We start from the raw sequence: 20,166 nt of genomic DNA on the forward strand, positions 1-20,166 counted from the left end.
CGGATGGCCACGACCCACGACGCCCTCACCACCGTCTCCGACGCCGTCCGCGCCACCCGGCGTGGCCGTACGGCCCGGATCGCGGTAGTGATCTTCGCGTTGGCCGCGACCGTCACCACCCTGTTCGTGGTGACCATGATGGTGGGCAGCTTCCGCCTCTCCGCCACCGAGGTGCTCGGGTCGCTGCTGGGGACGATCGACGACCCGAGCCTCGACTTCGTCGTCCTGGGCCTGCGGCTGCCCACCGCCGCGACCGCGCTCTCGGTCGGGCTCGCGCTCGGCGCGTCCGGGACGATCTTCCAGCAGTTGCTCCGCAACCCCCTCGCCTCCCCCGACTTCGTGGGCATCTCCTCGGGCGCCAGCCTGGCCGCGGCCACCGGCATCGTGCTCCTGCACGTCGGCGGGCTCGCCGTCGCCGGGCTCGCGCTGGGCGGGGCCGTCGTGGCCGCGCTGCTGATGTACGTGCTCGCCTGGCGCGACGGCGTGAGCGGTTATCGCTTCATCCTGATCGGCATCGGCGTGGCGGCCTTCTTCGAGGGCCTCACCGGGTTCGTGCTGACCCGGGCTCAGCTGTTCGAGGCGCGCCAGGCGATGCACTGGCTGACCGGCTCGGTCGGGCAGGCCGACGACACCGAGCTGCGGCTCCTGCTCGGCGCGCTCGTCGTCCTGCTGCCCCTGGCCGTGCTGCTGCAACGGCAGCTTCGCGTGCTCGAACTCGGCGACGACGCCGCGCGGGGACTGGGCGTGCCCACCGAGCTCGCCCGCGCCGGTCTGCTGGCCACCGCCGTGGTCCTGGTCGCGCTGGCCGTCGCGGCGGCCGGGCCCCTCGTCTTCGTCGCGCTCGTCGCGGGACCGATCGCCAACCGGCTGCTGGGGCCCGCCACCGGTGGCGTGGTCGCCGCCGCCCTGGTGGGCGCGGTGGTCCTGCTCACCGCCGACCTGGTCGCCGCCCATCTGCTGCCGACAGCGCTGCCCACCGGTGTGGTCACCGGCGCGGTCGGCGCGCCGTACCTGTTGTGGCTGCTGGCCACCACGAACCGACAAGGAGCAGGCGGATGAGCCGTCTCCGCGCCGAGGGCCTGTCCCTGGGCTACGACGATCGAGCCGTCATCAGCGACCTCGACGTCTCCGTACTCGACGGGAAGGTCACCGCGATCGTCGGCGCCAACGCCTGCGGCAAGTCGACACTGCTGCGCGGCCTGGCCCGGCTCGTCAAACCACGCGAGGGAGTCGTGTACCTCGACGGCAGGACGCTCGGCGAGCTGAGCACCCTCGACGTGGCCAAGGTGCTCGGCCTGCTGCCGCAGACCCCCGTGGCGCCCGACGGCATCACGGTCGCCGACCTGGTCTCCCGGGGCCGCTACCCGCACCAGGGCTGGTTTCGCCGGTGGACCGGCCGCGACCACGAGGCGGTGACCCGGGCACTAGCCGCGACCGACACGGCCGACCTGATCGACCGCCCGCTGCGCGCCCTGTCCGGCGGGCAGCGCCAGCGGGTCTGGGTCGCGATGGCGCTGGCCCAGGACACCGACCTGCTGCTGCTCGACGAACCCACCACGTTCCTGGACATCAACCATCAGGTGGAGCTGCTCCGGCTGCTGCGCCGGCTCAACGCCGAGTCCGGCAAGACCATCGTCGCCGTGCTGCACGACCTCAACCTCGCCAGCCGCTTCTGCGACCACATCATCGCCATGGCCGACGGCGCCATCGTCGCCGAGGGACCCCCGAGTGAGGTGGTCACCGCCGAACTGGTCGAGAAGGTCTTCGGCCTCTCCTGCCTGATCGTCCCCGACCCGGTCGCCGGAACCCCCATCGTGGTACCCGCCTAGAACGGACGCGGACCGGCGATGGGCCGGGCGCGGAACTCCCCGGCATCCTCGACACCCCGACCGGCGACGTGGACGCCAGGCGCCCCCGCCCCCCGCAGGCCGGTTAACGAACCGGTGAAGGGTCGCCCGGGTTTGCCCTGAACCCCGGTCGAGGTTCTACGGTCGGGTCATCGACAGGCTTTCCGCGACCGCGGGCAGAGACCGAACGCTGGTTTGAGGAGTGGTGCATGACCGAACCGACCGTTGCCGGTGCAACCGCCCCGCGATGGCTTCGCGGGCCACTCCGGCCGTTCCAGCACGGTCAGTACCGCCTGCTCGTCGGCTCCCTGACGGCGTCCATGCTGGGCGAGGGCCTGTGGCTGATGGCCATGGTGTGGCAGGTGATCGCGCTCGACGGCGGAGCCGCCGAGCTCTCGATCGTGTCGACCGGTTCGGCCGTGGGCATGGTCGCCACGGTCCTGCTCGGTGGCGTGATCGCCGACCGGGTGTCGCAGCGCCGGATCCTGCTGGTCACCGAACTGGTCCTGGCGGGGGCGGCCATCCTGATCGCGGCACTCGCGCTGCTGGGCGTGATCGAGATCTGGCACCTCGCCGCGATCGCGTTCCTGCGGGGCGTCGGCAGCGGCTTCTACTACCCGGCCTACTCCGCGATGCTGCCCTCGATCGTGCCGGCCGACCACCTGCTCGCCGCCAACGGCGTCGAGGGCACGTTGCGGCCGATCGTCATGCAGGCCGCCGGTCCCGCGGTCGCCAGCTTCATGGTGGCGGCCTACTCACCGGCGGCGGCGCTGGCCGCGGGCGCCGTGACACAGGTGGTGGCGACGATCTTCCTGGTCCTGCTGCGGCCCGTTCCGCCGCGACACGACCGGAACCCCGACGAGCCACGGCATCCCGTACGGTCGATGCTGACCGACCTGCGCGAGGGCTTCGTCTACATGGTCAGGACGCCATGGCTGTTCGCGACGCTGCTCTTCGCCTCGCTGATGATCCTCGTGACGATGGGCCCGATAGAGGTCCTGATCCCGTTCGCGGTCAAGGACGGCGCCGGTGGCGGGCCGAGGGAGCACGCGATCGTGATGGCCGCCTTCGGCGTCAGCGGCGCGCTGGCCTCGCTGGCGATGGCCTCCCGCAAGCTGCCGAGGCGCTACCTGACCGTGATGAACCTGATGTGGGGCCTCGCCTGTCTCCCGTTCGTGCTGATCGGGCTGGCCGACAACGTCTGGGTGATCGCCCTCGGCACGTTCGTCATCGGCGCGCTGTTCAGCGCGCCGATGGTGATCTGGGGCACGCTGCTGCAGCGCCGGGTGCCGCCCGCCCTGCTCGGCCGGGTGTCGAGCCTCGACTTCTTCGTCTCGCTCGTCTTCATGCCCGTGTCGATGGCGCTCGCCGGTCCGATCAGCATCGCGATCGGCCTCGGCCCGACGTTCGTCATCGCCGGTCTCCTGCCGCTCCCCATCGCGATCCTGGCGATCCTGCTCGCGCGGATGCCGGCCGACGAGATCGCACACCCGCTCGACGAGGCGACCGGCGAGGCAGGCGGCCCGGAGCCGGACGACACCGGCGCCGGGGAAGCCGGGGAGGCCGGGGAGGACGACCCCCGGGCGGCGTCACCCGCGCACTGATCGCGACGGCCCGGCGGGCGAGGAGGGATCGAGCCGGTGAGCGGCGGCCACGGGGGAGATCCGTGTTCCGCCCGGCGCCCGCCTCGTGCCGTGCTCCCGGAAATACCCGGCCCGTATCGCACCGGCGAATCCGCGGCCCCTCCTGACCTGAATCCCGAACGGGCCTTAGCGTGAAAGCGCGGCTCGGGTCAAGTTTTGTCGCGCATGACGGCGCGGACGGGCAAGGAGCCCTGCGCGGATAGTCATTTACAGAACCGCCGGCTACGCGGGAAAATTCTTCCATCAGAACGAATCACACGAAAAACGCCGCCTGAAACGGTCTGGAGGAGTTCGATGGTGCGAGCGCGGGTGATGTAGATCCCGGACGCTCCTCCAGGAAACCGCTGGTGACGCCGCTGGGCCGGACGTCGTCCCGGCGTGGTCGAGGTGCGGCGATGATGACCGGGAAAAGCCGGTCTCTTTTCCGTGCCGGAATTCCGGCCGCGCCCATGTTGATTCTCCGGCCAGAAGAACCCGGTACGGATTTCCCGCAGGACAACGGCGATCGGCCGGTCGGCCGTCGTCACCGAATGACAGGAGTCGCATAACCGATGAAAATCATGAAGGCGTTCAAAGCCATCGGGGTCAGCGCGCTGATGGCCGGGGCGATACTGGTGCCGACGACCGCCGCGCACGCGTATCCCGCCAGTTGCAGCGACCTGTACCGGGACAACGCCTACTGGTACAACTGCACGAAGGGAACGGGATCGTTCCAGGCGGTCGTGCGCTGCTACCGGATCGGCCATTCGACGTACACGATCAGGTACGGCGGGTGGAAGGGGATCGGCGCGGGCCCGTCGATAGCGCAGTGCCTGAGCAACGAGGAGACGTCGTCGGGCTACGGAGTGCACAGGGGCTAGGTTCGCCGGCCTGACCTCACGCTTTCGCCGAGGGCGCTGCCCAGATGATCAGTCGAGCGGCCCCGGCCTCGTATCCCGGATACGAGGCCGGGGCCACTCGTCGTCTCGGAGACCTCGGCGCTCACGATGGCCATGACCGGGCGCACGACGTACTGTGACGAACTCGGCGGCGCCGCGACCTTGCGCGGACCGGGTGAGGATGACCTGACCGTGCACCGGGGATGCCGGGGGCGTCATCACCGGCCGGGGGGCCGTGATGTTTTTCCCGGGCCGACGGGCGACGGGCCTGTCCGTCCGTGACGGACGATGAGGAGAGATACCGGGAAAGGGGAGCAACCACTCCTTTCCACTCTCAACGTATAGCGCACCGGGGGGCTTGCGGCAAGACCCGGGTCGTCCTGCAGAATCGTCCGCCGAGGCCGGAACCTGCGGAAACGGGGGATACGAAGTGCGTGTGGTGTTGTCGGCGTATGGGGCGCGCGAGGACGTCGAACCGGTGACGGCGCTCGCGATGCGGCCGGGGGAACCCGGCGCGCCGCCGGACGAGGGGTTCGCGGAGCCGCCGCTCGACGCGATCAGCCGGGAAAGGCGGCCCGCGCCCGCGTGAACCACGCGGGATCGCCGAGCCAGGACCCAGAACACGAGAACCCGTGAACCCCGGCGCCCCGAACCGGCGACGACCACGGGGTCCAGGGCGGAGCGACGCCCGCCGGGGACCCCGCATGCGTCACGCCGGTCCGGGCGCCTCGCCGCGCGCCACGGCGCGAGCGGCCCAGATCGGAGCCAATGACGTGAACCCGCTGACCGACAGCGCGTTTGACCTTCCCGACCACCTCACCCCCAAGGCCGACCCGGCGCTGATCGCCGGAGACGAGCGGCACTTCGCGGCCATCGCGCAGAGCCTCCAGCGGTCGATCACCGACCTGTCCGGCCGCCTCGACGCCGAGCGGAGGTCGCCCGGCGGCAAGGGCCGGCAGGCGCTGGACCGAGACCTGGAGATCCACCGGCTCACCGCCCGCCTGCGAACCCTGCGGCGCTTCGGCCTGGACCTGTGCCTCGGACGCATGGTCGGCGAGGACGACCCCGAGCCCGTGTACGTCGGACGACTCGGCCTCACCGACAGCGCGGGCCGCCGGCTGCTGCTCGACTGGCGCTCCCCGGCGGCCGAGCCGTTCTTCGGGGCGACCCACGCCAACCCGATGGGCCTGGCGAGCCGCCGCAGGTACCGCTGGACCCTCGGCCGGATCAGCGACTACTGGGACGAGGTGTTCACCGCGGACGGGTTCGAGGGGCACGCCGCCCTCGACGACCAGTCCGCCTTCATCGCCAGCCTGGGCGGAAACCGGTCGGCCCGGATGCGCGACGTGCTCGCCACCATCCAGGCCGACCAGGACGCCATCATCCGCGCGGGATCGCGCGGCGCCCTCGTCGTCGACGGCGGTCCGGGGACGGGGAAGACCGTCGTCGCCCTGCACCGCTCGGCTTACCTCCTCTACTCCGACCCCCGCCTCGGTCACCGGGGCGGCGTGCTGTTCGTCGGCCCGCACCAGCCCTACCTGGCCTACGTCGCCGACGTCCTTCCCAGCCTCGGCGAGGAGGGCGTGCGGACCTGCACCCTGCGAGACCTCGTCGCCGAGGGAGCCGCGGCGACGGTCGAGACCGACCCGGACGTGGCCCGCCTGAAGTCGTCCGCGGACCTGGTGAAGGCGATCGAGCCGGCCGTCAGGTTCTACGAGAACCCACCGGCCGAGGGGATGACGGTCACGACCAACTGGTCCGACATCTGGCTGAGCGCCGACGACTGGGCCGAGGCGTTCGACGCGGCGGAACCCGGCACCCCGCACAACGAGGCGCGCGACCAGATCTGGGAGGAACTGCTCACCATCCTGGTGGACAAACACGACGGCGACGCGCCGGAACACCTGCTCCGCAAATCGCTGCTGCGGGACAGGGGACTGCTCACGACCTTCAACCGCGCCTGGCCGCTGATCGAGGCGGCCGACCTCGTCGGAGACCTGTGGTCGGTCCCCGCCTACCTGCGGATGTGCGCGCCCTGGCTCGGCCCCGACGACGCCCGGAAGCTGCGGCGCGCGGACGCCCAGGCCTGGACGGTGTCCGACCTGCCGCTCCTGGACGCGGCACGGCAGCGACTCGGCGACCCGGAGACGTCGCGGCGCAGGCGCCGGCACGAAGCCTCCGTCGCCATGGAACGCGAGCACATGGACAGGGTCGTCGACATCCTGCTCGAAGCCGACGACGACGGCGAGGGCGCGGTGACGATGCTGCGCGGCCAGGACCTGAAGGACGTCCTGGCCGAGGGGACCGCGCCGCCCGGCGCCGACCCGGACCTGCTCGCCGGCCCGTTCGCGCACATCGTCGTGGACGAGGCCCAGGAACTCACCGACGCGGAGTGGCAGATGCTGCTGCTTCGCTGCCCGTCCCGGAGCTTCACCATCGTCGGGGACCGCGCCCAGGCCAGGCACGGGTTCACGGAGTCGTGGCGGGAACGGCTCGAACGGGTCGGAATCGACCGGATCGACCTGGCCTCCCTGAGCGTCAACTACCGGACACCGGAGGAGATCATGGTGGAGGCAGAGCCGGTCATCCGGGCCGTGCTCCCGGACGCCAACGTGCCGGCCTCCATCCGCGCCGGCGGCGTCCCCGTCGTCCACGGATCCACCTCGGAGCTGAGCTCGATCCTCGACACCTGGCTCGCCGCGCACGCCGACGGGATCGCCTGCGTCATCGGCGACCCCACGTTCCGGGCGACGTCCCGGGTCCGGTCGCTGACTCCGGAGCTGTCGAAGGGACTGGAGTTCGACCTGGTCGTCCTCGTCGACCCGGAGGCGTTCGGCGAGGGCGTCGAGGGAGCGGTCGACCGCTACGTCGCGATGACCCGGGCGACCCAGCGGCTCGTCATCCTCACCAGCCCCATCCTCACGAGCCCCTGACCTCGGCCAGGACCCCGCCGTTCCCCTACGGGAGTTCATCGCTCGCTTAGCGCTGCTTTAGCAGGCGTCGTTAGCGTTCCGACGCGGAAGGCCGACGTGGGATCCGCGGCGCCACCTCGGGAGTTGCCGGACCGGATCGTCTGACGACGACACGCGTGACGCGGACACGGCTCGATGGAGGAGCAGCATGGGGGAAAGCCCGATACGAGTTCTGTCCGTGGGGACGGCCCTGCCGGGGCCTCCCATCGACACCGCCGCACTGGCCGAGCGTTTCGGCATGGACCACCTCTGGCGGCAGTGGGTCGACACCTTCATCGGCACGCGGACCCGGCACCTCGCGATCGACCTGACATCGGGCGAGCGCCGCCACGACCTGGCCGACCTCGGCGAGCTCGCGGCACTCCAGGCCCTCGCCCGCGCCGGGATCTCCGCCGAGGACATCGACGTGGTGGTGCTCGGCACCGCCACACCGGACACGCTGATGCCGACCACCGTGAACGTGATCGCCGACCGGCTGCGCATCGACGGCGTACCGACCTTCCAGCTCCAGTCGGGCTGCTCGGGAGCGGTGCAGACCTTCGACGTGGCGGCCGCGCTGCTGGCCACCGGCCGATACCGGACCGCGCTGGTGATCGGCGGGGACGTCATCGCCAAGCACTACGACGTCAAGGCCGACCTGGCCGCGTTGCCGCCCGACGAGGTGGTCAACTACCTGCTGTTCGGTGACGGCGCGGGCGCCGCGGTGCTCAGCACCGAGGACCACCCCCGGGCGCCGGTGGTCCGGTCGGTGCTCACCAGGCTCTCGGGCCTGGACCGCGCCCCCGGCCAGACCCTGCGATGGTACGGCCTGGCCGACCGCGATGCCGCCGAGGCGCCGGCGAGCGAGGACTACAAGGCCATCGAGAGGCTCGTGCCCGTCCTGGCCGAGGAGGTCGCCGAGGAACTGCTGGACGACCTCGGCTGGGAGCGGGACCAGGTCGACTACCTGCTGCCTCCCCAGCTGTCCGTCACCATGACCGGCAAGATCACCGAGCGGCTGGACTTCTCGTCGGCCAAGGAGATCTCCTGCGTCGGCGAGACCGGCAACAACGGCAACGCCCTGCTGTTCTTCCAGCTCGACCGCCTGCTGTCCGAGATGGCGACGCCGTCGCGCGCGGTCGCGGTGGCCATCGAGTCGAGCAAGTGGATCAGGGCCGGTCTCGCGCTGGAGCGTGGCCGATGACGGCCGGGATCTCGCGGGCGGAGTTCGTGGACCTGCTCCAGGACGAGATCGGGCTCGACATCGACGCCGGGGACCTGGGGCTGCCCTTCGACGACCTCTCCGGCTGGGACTCGGTACGGCTCCTGGCGATGCTCGTCCTGCTGGAGAAGCACCTGGGAAGACCGTTGTCGCTCCCCGGTTTCCTGGAGGCGGCGAACCTCGAATCGATCTACGAGATGGTGAACCGTTGACCGAGCAGCCTTTCGCCACCCAGCGCCGCCACACCCTCTTCTTCCTCGACCAGATCCGTGACTTCTCGCCGGTCTTCCTCGACACCGAGGTGGACGCGACGGCGATCGCCGTGGGGCGCGAGCGGGCCCGGCGGGCGGGTGAGCGCCGGTCGGTCGTCTCCTACGTCGTGCACGCGGCCGCGGACGTATTGCGCAAGCACCCCGAGGCGAACGCGGCGATCCAGGGCCGGCTGGACCCGGTCGTCGCCACGTACGACACCGTCGCCGCCAAGGTCACCCTCGACAAGACGCTGGACGGCCGCCGGGTCGTACTGGCGACGGTGATCCCCCGCCTGGAGAGCGCGAGCCTCGCCGACGTCCAGGCGCACCTGGACCGGGCGATCGAGGCCGACCCCGACACCGCCGAGGAGTTCGCCGGTATCCGTGCCCTGCGGCGGCTCCCGTGGCAGGTGGCGCTCGACCGGTTCCGGGAGGCGGCGCGACGCCTCGACCGGCGGCCCGCCGTCACCGGGACGTTCAGCGTCACCTCACTCGGCCACCGGGCGATCGACGGTTTCCACTCCGTCGGCGGCACCACGATCACCCTGGGGGTCGGCCGGATCGCCGACCGCCCGGTCGTCCGGGACGGCGCGATCGTGATCGCCCCGGTCATGCGGCTCTCCATGGCGTTCGACCACCGCGTGATCGACGGCGCGGAGGGTGCCGACGTGCTCACCGAGATCAAGGACGCGCTGGAGGGATACGCCGAATGAACGACCTGTCCGAGCTCAAGCGGTTCGTGGTGGCGCACGCGATCTCGCAGAACCTGCCCGCCGACCACTACGCGAGCCTGCTGGAGCGGATCACCTCCGACACCGGTGACGAGCCGGGCTCGTGGCCCTACGAGTGGATCCGCGCGGGGGAGGAGGCGGAAGCCGCGGGGGAGACGCTGGCGGCCTGCCAGTACCACAACATGGGACGATTCCCGTTCGTCGACGGTCCGGGCCGCAAACGGGCCCTCGCGCGCTGCGTCGAGACGTTCGAACGCTGGCGGCGCGAACAGCCCGGCATCGAACCGGTCACCGTCGAGGTCGGTGGGCTCCCCGTCACGGTGTGGGCCACCGGCCTGTCCGCCCGGGAGCCTCGCCCGCTGCTGGTGATGACCGGCGGCATCGTGAGCCCCAAGGAGCAGTGGGCCCCGGTGCTGCCGCAGATCGCGGCCTTCGGGATGGCCGGGGTCGTGGCCGACCTCCCCGGCGTTGGTGAGAGTCCCCTGCGATACGGCCCGGACAGCTGGGAGCTGTTCCCGGCGATACTGGACGCCCTGGCCGGGCGGGCGAAGGTGTCCGAGACGTACCTGCTCGCGCTGAGTTTCAGCGGCCATCTGGCGATCACCGCCGCGCTGCGCGACCGGCGGATCCGCGGCCTGGTCGGCAACGGGACGCCGATCCACGACTTCTTCACCGACACCGCCTGGCAGGCGCGGGTGCCGAGGATCACCAGGGACACCCTGGCGCACCTGGCGGGCGTGCCGCCCGACGCGGTGTTCGCGCACATCCGGCCCTGGGCGCTCGACGACCGGAGCCTGCGCGACCTGGAGATCCCCTTCGCCGCCGTGACCGCGACCGAGGACGAGATAATCCCGCCGGGGGACACCGAGCGGCTCAGGCGCTCCGTACGCGACCTGAGGCTGATCGAGCACCCCGACGTGCACGGCGCCCCCTCGCACCTGGCGGAGACCCGGGTGTGGAGCCTGCTCGCGATACAGCGGATGCGGCCCGACGCCGACCCCCGGGTCACGGCGGCGCTCACCGCCGCCCTCGAGGCGGCCCGCGCGGGGAGGGGCCGATGACCGCGACGGGAACGACGGGCACATCGGCCAGGAGCGACTGGCTGCGGCAGTTCGCCCCGGCCGTCGCCGGTGCCCCCTGCGTGGTGGTGTTCCCCCACGCCGGTGGGTCGGCCGGCTTCTTCGTCCAGCTGGCCCAGGAGCTCTCACCGGCGGTGCGCGTGCTCGCCGTCCAGTACCCGGGCCGCCTGGACCGGCGCGGCGAACCGGCCGTCGAGGACCTGCGGGAACTCGCCCGCCGCATCGCGGCGGTGCTCGCCGAGGAGCGACCGGCCGCGCCCCTCGCCTTCTTCGGGCACAGCATGGGCGCCCTGGTGGCCTTCGAGACCGCGCTGCTCGGCGGGCGGGGCCTCGGCGCCGCCCCGGACCTGCTCTTCGTCTCGGGCGGGCGCGCCCCGGCCCTGACCCGGGTCGACCCGGCGATCCTGCGTGACGACCGCTCCCTGATCGAGGAGGTCGTACGCCTCGGCGGGACCTCCCCCCTCGCCCTGGAGGACGAGGACCTGCGCGATCTCGTCCTTCCGGCGCTGCGCGGCGACTACCGCGCCCTGCGGGCGTACGTCCCGGCGCCGGGCGCGCGGGTCGGCTGCCCGATCGTGGCGCTGACCGGGGACCGCGACCCGCTCGCGGCCGTCGCCGAGGTGGAGCGGTGGCGGGACAACACCTCCGGCGGGTTCCGGCTCAGGGCCTTCCCCGGGGACCACTTCTACCTCACCTCGCGGTCGCGGGACGTGGCGGAGACGGTGTGGCTGGCGCTCACCGGCCGCGACTGACCCCGCCGCCCGCGCCGACGCACCCTCATAAGCCCCTACGAATAAGCCCCTACGACACCGCATCCCCACGGCCTCGTACGGCCACGCCGTCATGCCGTCACGAGCGAGAGTGAGGCAGTAGTTGAGCAGCGACGACCAGCAGGTGTCCCGGCCGATCGCGGTGATCGGAACAGCGTGCCGCCTCCCCGGGGCGCCGGACCCGCGCGCTTTCTGGCGGTTGCTCGACGAGGGGCGCGGCGCCGTCCGCGAGATCCCCGCACACCGCGACTCCTCCGCCGTCCTGGCCGGACCCGCCCGGGACAACCCGGGCGTCCGGTACGGCGGCTACCTCGACGACATCGGCGGGTTCGACGCCGGGTTCTTCGGCGTCTCACCGCGCGAGGCCGCGGCGATGGACCCGCAGCAGCGGCTCGTACTGGAGCTGGCCTGGGAGGCGCTGGAGGACGCCGGCCTGGTCCCCGCCACGCTCTCGGGCAGCGTGACCGGCGTGTTCGTCGGCTCCATCGCCGACGAGTACGCCGCGCTGTCGCGCGCCTCGGCGATCGGGCGTCACACGCTCACCGGGACGACCCGGGGCATCATCGCCAACCGGGTGTCCTACGCCCTCGGCCTGCGGGGGCCGAGCATCGCGGTGGACACCGCCCAGTCGTCGTCGCTGGTCGCCGTGCACCTGGCCGTCGAGAGCCTGCGGCGCGGCGAGACCCGGCTCGCGCTCGCCGGTGGCGTGAACCTGATCGTGGACCCGGCCGGGGCCACCGCGGTCGCGCGCTTCGGCGGGCTCTCCCCGGACGGGCGCTGCCACACCTTCGACCGCCGGGCCAACGGCTACGTTCGCGGTGAGGGCGCCGGGCTGGTGCTGCTCAAGCCGCTGGACGCGGCGGTCGAGGACGGTGACCGCGTCTACGCGGTGCTGCTCGGGAGCGCCGTCAACAACGACGGCACGACCGACGGGCTCACCGTGCCGAGCGCGGAGGCGCAGGCCGAGGTGATCCGGAGGGCGTGGGCGGCGGCCGGGGTGTCGCCGTCCGACGTGCAGTACGTCGAGCTGCACGGCACCGGCACGCGGGTCGGGGACCCGGTGGAGGCCAGGGCCCTCGACCTCGCCCGGGACGGGGGCCCGGTGCTGCACGTCGGCTCCGTCAAGACCAACATCGGGCACCTGGAGGGCGCGGCCGGGATCGCCGGCCTGCTGAAGACCGTGCTCAGCGTCGGCGAGCGCCGGCTGCCCGCGAGCCTCAACTACTCCGAGCCGAACCCGGACATCGACCTGGACGCCTGGCGCCTGGCGGTACGCGATCGGGGCGGCGCCTGGCCCCGGCAGGACGAGCGGCTCGTCGCCGGTGTCAGCTCGTTCGGCATGGGCGGGACCAACTGCCACATCGTGGTGGCCGAGGCGCCCGAGCCGTACGGACGTGCCGAGACGCCCGGATCCCCTCCGGAGCCGGACGCCCGCGCACCGAGGACCCCCCTGGTGCTCAGCGCGAGGACCGAGCCCGCGCTGAGGGAGCAGGCGGCGCGGCTGCGGGACCTCGTCGCGGAACACGGCGAGATCCCCCCGGGGCTGGCGCGGAGCCTGGCCACCACGCGGACCGCGTTCGAGTGGCGCGCCGCCGTCACCGGTGACGCGCCGGCCGGGCTGGAGGCGCTGGCCGACGGCCGTCCGGCGGCCGGGGTCGTGACGGGACGGTCGGGGACCGCGCCGGTCGCGGTGCTGTTCCCGGGGCAGGGCAGTCAGCGGCCCGGCATGGGACACCGGGCGCACCGGGACTTCCCGGCCTGGCGGTCGGCGTTCGACGAGGTGGCCGCCGCCCTGGACGATCGGCTACCGCGCCCGATCAAGGAGGTCGTCTGGGCCGAGCCGGACAGCGCCGAGGCCCGGCTGCTCGACCGGACCGCCTTCACCCAGCCCGCGATCTTCGCGGTCGAGGTGGCGACCTTCCGCCTGCTGGCCTCCCTGGGCGTCGAACCGTCCTTCCTGGCCGGTCACTCCATCGGAGAGGTGGCCGCCGCACACGTCTCGGGCATCCTGGACCTGTCCTCCGCCGTAGAACTGATCGTCGCCAGGGGCCGGCTCATGGAGTCGCTGCCCGAGGGCGGCGGCATGCTCGCCGTGGGCGCCGGGGAGGCGGACGCCGCCGAACTGGTCGCCCAGGTCGACGGGACCGCGGTGATCGCCGCGGTCAACGGCCCGGAGTCCGTGGTCGTCGCGGGGGAGACGCGCACGCTGGAGGAGGTCGCCGCGCTCGGTGCCGCGCGGGGCTACCGCGCGCGCCGGCTTCCGGTGAGCCACGCGTTCCACTCCCCGCTGATGGACCCGGTGCTCGACGACTTCCGGGAGGTGCTCGCCGGGATCCCGTTCGGCAGGTCCCGGATCCCGTTCGTGTCCACCGTGACCGGCGAGCTCGTCGAGAGCACCGACCCGGAGTACTGGGTGGAGCACGCCCGCCGGCCGGTACGGTTCGCCGACGGGCTCGCCCGGCTTCGCGAGCTGGGTGCCGGGATTTTCGTGGAGGTGGGTCCCGGAGCCGCCCTGAGCGGTCTCGGCCGGGAGGCGGAGGGCAGGGCCGCGACATTCGTGCCGGTCCTCGGCAGGCACGACGAGATCGAGGCCGCCGTCGGGAGGCTGTTCACCGCCGGGGTGCCGCTGGACTGGGACGCGGTGTTCCCGCCCGGCGCTCCCCGCGTCGGCCTGCCCACCTACCCCTTCCAGCGGGAGCACCACTGGCTGGACGCCGTTCCCGGCCAGGGGGCGGCGTCCGCCGAGGACCTGGTTCCGGTCCAGGGATCGGCCGCCGTCGAGGATCCGGGGCCCGGCCGGGGATCCGTTCCCGTCGCTCCCGCCGTTCCGGCCGTTTCCGCAGGGACGGCCGACGTGGAGCGCCGCGTCCTCGGCGAGGTGGCGGCGGTGCTGGGCTTCGCGGATCCGGCCCGCGTCGACCGGGACGCCACCTTCAAGGACCTGGGCCTGGACTCGCTGGGCCTGGTCGAGCTGCGCGACCGGGTCGGCGCCGCCCTGGACGTCGACCTGCCCGCCGCCACCCTGTTCGGCCATCCCACCACCGCCGCCCTGGTCCGGCACCTGACCGGCGGCACGGTCCAGGGCATCCCGGACGCGCCGACCGCGACGGCCGGTCACGGTGACGACCCGGTGGTGATCGTGGGGATGGGGTGCCGGTTCCCGGGTGGGGTGGCCTCACCGGAGGAGTTGTGGGAGCTGGTGTCGTCGGGGACCGACGCGATCGGGGAGTTCCCGGCCGATCGCGGCTGGGACCTGGAGGCCCTCTACGACCCCGACCCCGAGCGTCCCGGTACCTCCTACACCCGGCACGGCGGTTTCCTGCGGGACGTGGGGGAGTTCGACGCCGGGTTCTTCGGGATGAGTCCGAGGGAGGCGTTGGCGACCGATCCGCAGCAGCGTTTGTTGTTGCAGGTGGCGTGGGAGGCGTTGGAGCGGGCGGGCATCGATCCGCTGTCGCTGAAGGAGAGCGACACGGGCATCTTCGTCGGCGCGATGTACGACGACTACGCCGCCCGCCTGCGGACCGTCCCCGGAGACCTGGAGGGCATGCTGCTGGCCGGCAACGAGTCCAGTGTGGCGTCGGGGCGGATCGCGTATGTGCTGGGGTTGCGGGGTCCGGCGTTGACGGTGGATACGGCGTGTTCGTCGTCGTTGGTGGCGTTGGATCTGGCGGTGCGGTCGGTGCGGTCGGGGGAGTGTTCGCTGGCGTTGGCCGGTGGGGTGGCGGTGATGGCGTCGCCGGGGATGTTCGTGGAGTTTTCGCGGCAGCGGGGGTTGTCGGTTGATGGGCGGTGTCGGGCGTTTGGGGTTGGGGCTGATGGGACGGGGTGGGCGGAGGGTGTGGGGGTGGTGGCGGTGGAGCGGTTGTCGCGGGCGCGGGCGTTGGGGCATCGGGTGTTGGCGGTGGTGGCGGGGTCGGCGGTTAATCAGGACGGGGCGAGTAATGGGTTGACGGCGCCGAATGGGCGGGCGCAGGAGGAGGTGATCGCCCGGGCGTTGGCGGACGCGAACGTGAGCCCGGCCGAGGTGGATGTGGTGGAGGCGCACGGGACGGGGACGCGGTTGGGGGATCCGATCGAGGCGCAGGCGGTGATCGCGGCGTATGGGCGGGGTCGGCCGGTTGGTCGTCCGTTGTGGTTGGGGTCGTTGAAGTCGAATATCGGTCATGCTCAGGCGGCGGCGGGTGTGGGTGGTGTGATCAAGATGGTGATGGCGTTGCGGCGGGGGGTGTTGCCGCAGACGTTGCACGTGGGAGAGGCCTCACCGTTGGTGGGGTGGGCCGGATCAGGGGTGGAGCTGCTTCGTGAGCCGGTGGAGTGGCCGCAACGGGGTGGGGTGCGCCGGGCGGGAGTGTCGTCGTTCGGGATCAGTGGTACCAACGCCCACGTCATCCTCGAACAGGCACCGGACGCGCTCGTCATCCCCGAGCAGACGTCGAATGCGCACGTTGTCCCCGAGCGGGCGCCGGACGCGCTCGTCACCTCCGAGCAGACGACGCCGAATGCGCACGTTGTCCCCGAGCGGGCGCCGGACGCGTTCGTCATTCCCGAACAGGCATCGGACGCCCACGCCGGGACGCCGGGCGCCCTCGCCCGCGCCGATCGGGCCGGGATCGCGCCGGAGCCCCCCGTGCTGCTGTGGGGCGACGGCCCCGCCGCCCTGCGCAGGCAGGCCGAGGCGCTCGCCGACCACCTCCAGGCCCACCCCGGGCTGGACCCGCGCGACGTGGCGGCCACCCTCGTCTCCAGGGCGCGGCTCGGCCACGGCGCCGCCGTACTCGCCGACCACCTGCCCGCCCTGCGCGCCCTGGCGCGGGGCGAACTCCACGACGCGGTCATCACCGGCGAGCAGGCTCCGGGCAGGACGGTCTTCGTCTTCCCCGGCCAGGGATCGCAGTGGCCCGAGATGGCCCGCGCGCTCCTGGACTCCGACCACGTCTTCCGCGCCGGGATCGTGGACTGCGCGCGGGCGTTCGCCCGGCACACCGACTGGTCCCTGACCGCCGTGCTTCGCGGTGACGCCGACGCGCCCCCGCTGGAGCGCGTCGACGTCGTGCAGCCGGTGCTCTTCGCGGTGATGGTCTCGCTCGCGGCGATGTGGCGCGCCGCCGGAGTACGGCCGGACGCCGTGGTCGGGCACTCCCAGGGCGAGATCGCCGCGGCCTACGTGGCGGGCGCGCTGTCGCTGGCGGACGCGGCGAAGATCGTCACACTCCGCAGCAGGGCCATCGCCCGCATCGCCGGGAACGGCGGCATGGTGTCGGTGGCGCTGGGCGCCGACGAGCTGGCCCCGGTCCTGGCGCGCCGGCCGGGGGAGGTCGAGATCGCGGTGCGCAACGGGCCGCGCTCCACGGTGGTCGCGGGCGGCGCGGACGCCCTCGACGAGCTGATCGCCTGGTGCGACGAGCAAGGGGTGCGCGCCCGTCGCGTGCCGGTGGACTACGCCTCGCACACCCGGTACGTCGAACTCCTGCGCGATGACCTGCTGGAGACGTTCGCCGACCTGGAGCCACGACCGGCCGAGATCGCGTTCCACTCCTCGGTGACCGGGGAGCGGATCGACACCGCCACCCTCGACGCCGGATACTGGTACCGCAACCTCCGCCAGACCGTGGAGTTCGAGGCCGCCGTGCACGGCCTGCTCGACACGGGTCACCGCCGGTTCGTCGAGATCAGCCCGCATCCGGTGCTCACCGTGGCCGTCGAGGAGATCCTCGCCGAACGGGGCGTGTCCGGGCTGGCGGGCGGCACGCTCCGGCGCGGCGAGGACGGGACGGAGGCGTTCCGCCGCGCCCTCGCCGTGGCCTGCCTCGGCGGCGTCCCCGTCTCCTGGACGACGACGGGCACGCTTCCGGTGGACCTGCCGACCTACCGGTTCGAGCGCGAGCGCTACTGGCTCACCCCCTCCACCGGTTCGGTCCGGGCGTCCGGGCTCGGACCGGCCGTCCGCCACCCGCTGCTGGGGGCGATGGTCACGCTCGTGGACGGCGGTGCCGTACTGACCGGACGGCTCGACACGGCGGCGCAGGAGTGGCTCGCCGATCACTCGGTGTTTCGCACCGTGCTGGCGCCCGGCACGGTTCTCGCCGAACTCGCCGCCCGAGCCGGGGACCTCGTCGGCTGCCCCGAGGTGCGCGAGCTGACCGTTCAGGCGCCCCTGGTCCTCACCTCCGGGCGTTCGGCGTCGCTGCAGGTGCTCGTCGCCGCCCCTGACGAGCACGGGCACCGGACCGTGCAGGTGCACGCGCGCCCGTCCGAGGACGCCCCGTGGACCCGGCACGCGGCCGGGACCCTCGGCCCCGGGACGCCGCAGGCCACCCGGTTCGCCTGGCCTCCCCCCGGCGCCGAGAGTGTCGACGTCACCGATGTGTACGCGCGGCTGTACCGGCTCGGCTACGACTACGGCCCGGCCTTCCAGGGGTTGACCGAGGTATGGCGCGCCGCCGACGACACGGTCTACGCCGAACTCGTCGCGGCCGAGACCCCGGGCGCCGCGGGCCGGGATTTCGGCCTCCACCCGGCGCTGCTCGACGCCGCTCTCCACCCGGTGGTGGCCGGGCTGGCCGGTCTCGCCGATCCCGACCCGGAGCACCCCCTCCTGCCGTTCGCCTTCGAGGGCCTGCGCCTGACCGGCGGGACGGAGCGGACGCGGGGAAGGCTGCGGGCGCGCATCGAACCGCTCGGCGGATCCCGGTTCCGCTACACCTTCGCGGACGAGGACGGGGAGGTCGTCGGCGCCGTCGCGTCCCTGGCGTTCCGCCCGGCCTCACGCGCCGAACTCGCCGCGGCCCGGCCCGCGGCCGACGCCTACCGGGTCGGCTGGGAGCGACCGGCCGGGACGGGCCCGGCCCCCGGGAACGTCGTCGTGCTCGGCGGCCTCACCGACCTCGACGTCGTCGGCGGCCTCGTGGAGGCGGGCGGTGACGTCACCGTGGCCGACAGCCTCCCGGCGGTGTACGGCGCCGACGCCGTGCTCGTGCCCGTGGGCGGGGGACGGGCCGGTGACGTGGTCGCGGAGGCGCACGAGCGGACCGCCGCCGTTCTGGGACTGCTCCAGGAATGGCTCCGCGATCCCGCGCTCGACGGTACCCGGCTCTCGGTCGTGGTGGCCGAGTCCGACCTCGCGTCCGCCCCGGTCCGGGGCCTGGTCCGCACCGCCGCCGCCGAACACCCTGGCCGGTTCGCCCTGGTCACCGTCGACGGCCCGGCACCCGCCGCGCTGCTCGCCGCCGAGCACGGCGAACGCGAGGTGGCCGTACGCGGCGGTGAACTCCTGGTGCCCAGACTCGTCGCTTTCGACCTCGGCGGGGACGACTCCCGTACTTCCGAGGAGTCCCCGGAGGGGACGCCGGGAGGCACCGTCCTCGTCACCGGAGGCACCGGGACCCTCGGCGCGCTGGTCGCCCGCAGGCTGGCCGCGTCGGCCCACCCCCCGCACCTGCTGCTGGTGAGCCGTTCGGGACCGGACGCCCCGGGCGCGGAGGCCCTGGCCGGGGAACTCGGCGCGGCGGGGGCCGGGGTGACCGTGGTGGCCTGCGACGTCACCGACCGCGCGGCCGTGGCGGAACTGCTGGGGTCCATCCCCGCCGACCGCCCGCTCCGGTCGGTGATCCACACCGCGGGACTGCTCGCGGACGCCACCGTCACCGGGATGACCACCGAGGAGCTGGCCGCCGCGCTGCGGCCGAAGGTGGACGCCGCGTGGCACCTGCACGAGCTGACCGAGGGCCTCCCGCTGGAGAACTTCGTGCTCTTCTCCTCCGCCGTGGCCACGTTCGGCGTGCCGGGGCAGGCGAACTACGCGGCCGCCAACGCCTTCCTCGACGCCCTCGCCGAGCACCGGCGCCGCGCCGGTCTGCCGGCCACGGCCGTCGCCTGGGGCCTGTGGGAGGAGGCGAGCGCGATGACCGCCCACCTGGGCGCGGCCGACCGCGCCCGGCTCGCCAGGTACGGCATCGGCCCCGTCGAGACCGGCCGCGCGCTGGACGCGCTCGAACGGGTGCGTGACGCCCACACCGTGCTCTCACCCCTGGACGAGGGCGTGCTGCGGGACGAGGCGGCCGCGGGCCGCCTGCCCGCCCTGTTCTCCGGGATCGTCAAGCCGCCCGCCGCGGACCGGCGGCCGTCGGCCGGTGGTGTCTGGGCGCGGAGGCTGCGGGCCGAGCCGCCGCACGAGCGGCTTCGCACGGTCGCCGGGCTCGTGCGCGAGCAGGCCGCGGCCGTCCTCGGCCGCGAGGACGCGGGCGGGGTGGGCGCCGACCGGCCGCTGAAGGAACTCGGCTTCGACTCGCTGACCGCCGTCGAGCTGCGCAACCGGCTCAACGCGCTCACCGGCCTCACCCTGCCCGCCACCGTCGTCTTCGAGTTCCCGACCGTCGCGGCGCTCGCGGGGCACCTGCTGGACGCCCTGTCGGTACGGGAGAGCACCGTGGCTGTGACCGTGACGGAGAGCGAGGTCTCCGACCCGGTGGTGATCGTGGGGATGGGGTGCCGGTTCCCGGGTGGGGTGGCTTCGCCGGAGGAGTTGTGGGAGTTGGTGTCGTCGGGGACCGATGCGATCGGGGAGTTTCCGGCCGATCGCGGCTGGGATCTGGAGGCTCTCTACGACCCCGACCCCGAGCACAAGGGGACGTCCTACACCCGGCACGGCGGTTTCCTGCGGGAGGCGGGGGAGTTCGACGCCGGGTTCTTCGGGATGAGTCCGAGGGAGGCGTTGGCGACCGATCCGCAGCAGCGTTTGTTGTTGCAGGTGGCGTGGGAGGCGTTGGAGCGGGCGGGCATCGATCCGCTGTCG

General features: G+C 73.0%; 12 protein-coding genes. All 12 read left to right on the forward strand.

Annotated elements, in window-relative coordinates; genetic code table 11:
* The first annotated feature begins 3 nt into the window (after positions 1 to 3).
* Positions 4 to 1,059, forward strand: coding sequence for a FecCD family ABC transporter permease (locus ABD817_RS21335; RefSeq protein WP_344919807.1), 1,056 nt, complete (start codon positions 4 to 6; stop codon positions 1,057 to 1,059).
* Positions 1,056 to 1,829 (forward strand): ABC transporter ATP-binding protein, encoded by a 774-nt coding sequence (locus ABD817_RS21340; protein WP_344919808.1) that lies wholly within the window; start codon positions 1,056 to 1,058, stop codon positions 1,827 to 1,829. Before ABD817_RS21335 ends, ABD817_RS21340 begins: the two co-directional genes overlap by 4 nt.
* A 227-nt stretch (positions 1,830 to 2,056) precedes the next feature.
* Entirely contained in the window at positions 2,057 to 3,451 is a 1,395-nt protein-coding gene (locus ABD817_RS21345; RefSeq protein WP_344919810.1) for an MFS transporter, read from the forward strand.
* A 590-nt stretch (positions 3,452 to 4,041) separates the two neighbouring features.
* Positions 4,042 to 4,350, forward strand: coding sequence for a hypothetical protein (locus tag ABD817_RS21350; protein ID WP_344919811.1), 309 nt, complete (start codon positions 4,042 to 4,044; stop codon positions 4,348 to 4,350).
* 448 nt (positions 4,351 to 4,798) lie between these two features.
* On the forward strand, positions 4,799 to 4,957 hold the full coding sequence (locus ABD817_RS21355) for a hypothetical protein (RefSeq protein ID WP_344919812.1): 159 nt from the start codon (positions 4,799 to 4,801) through the stop codon (positions 4,955 to 4,957).
* Between the two features lie 184 nt (positions 4,958 to 5,141).
* On the forward strand, positions 5,142 to 7,301 hold the full coding sequence (gene helR, locus ABD817_RS21360; RefSeq protein ID WP_344919833.1) for an RNA polymerase recycling motor ATPase HelR: 2,160 nt from the start codon (positions 5,142 to 5,144) through the stop codon (positions 7,299 to 7,301).
* Positions 7,302 to 7,488: 187 nt separating this feature from the next.
* Positions 7,489 to 8,523: a 3-oxoacyl-ACP synthase III family protein gene (locus ABD817_RS21365; protein WP_344919813.1), complete on the forward strand. Its 1,035-nt coding sequence runs from the start codon at positions 7,489 to 7,491 to the stop codon at positions 8,521 to 8,523.
* Complete coding sequence (locus ABD817_RS21370; protein WP_344919814.1) at positions 8,520 to 8,753, forward strand: phosphopantetheine-binding protein; 234 nt, start codon at positions 8,520 to 8,522, stop codon at positions 8,751 to 8,753. The genes ABD817_RS21365 and ABD817_RS21370 overlap by 4 nt, the downstream gene beginning before the upstream one ends.
* On the forward strand, positions 8,750 to 9,505 hold the full coding sequence (locus ABD817_RS21375; RefSeq protein WP_344919815.1) for a 2-oxo acid dehydrogenase subunit E2: 756 nt from the start codon (positions 8,750 to 8,752) through the stop codon (positions 9,503 to 9,505). The genes ABD817_RS21370 and ABD817_RS21375 overlap by 4 nt, the downstream gene beginning before the upstream one ends.
* Complete coding sequence (locus ABD817_RS21380) at positions 9,502 to 10,584, forward strand: alpha/beta fold hydrolase (protein WP_344919816.1); 1,083 nt, start codon at positions 9,502 to 9,504, stop codon at positions 10,582 to 10,584. Before ABD817_RS21375 ends, ABD817_RS21380 begins: the two co-directional genes overlap by 4 nt.
* Entirely contained in the window at positions 10,581 to 11,354 is a 774-nt protein-coding gene (locus ABD817_RS21385; protein WP_344919817.1) for a thioesterase II family protein, read from the forward strand. Before ABD817_RS21380 ends, ABD817_RS21385 begins: the two co-directional genes overlap by 4 nt.
* 121 nt (positions 11,355 to 11,475) lie before the next feature.
* On the forward strand, positions 11,476 to 20,166 hold an 8,691-nt coding region (locus ABD817_RS21390; RefSeq protein ID WP_344919818.1), incomplete at its 3' end, for a type I polyketide synthase.

Origin of the sequence: Streptosporangium oxazolinicum (assembly GCF_039537505.1) — a bacterium.
Lineage (GTDB): Bacteria > Actinomycetota > Actinomycetes > Streptosporangiales > Streptosporangiaceae > Streptosporangium > Streptosporangium oxazolinicum.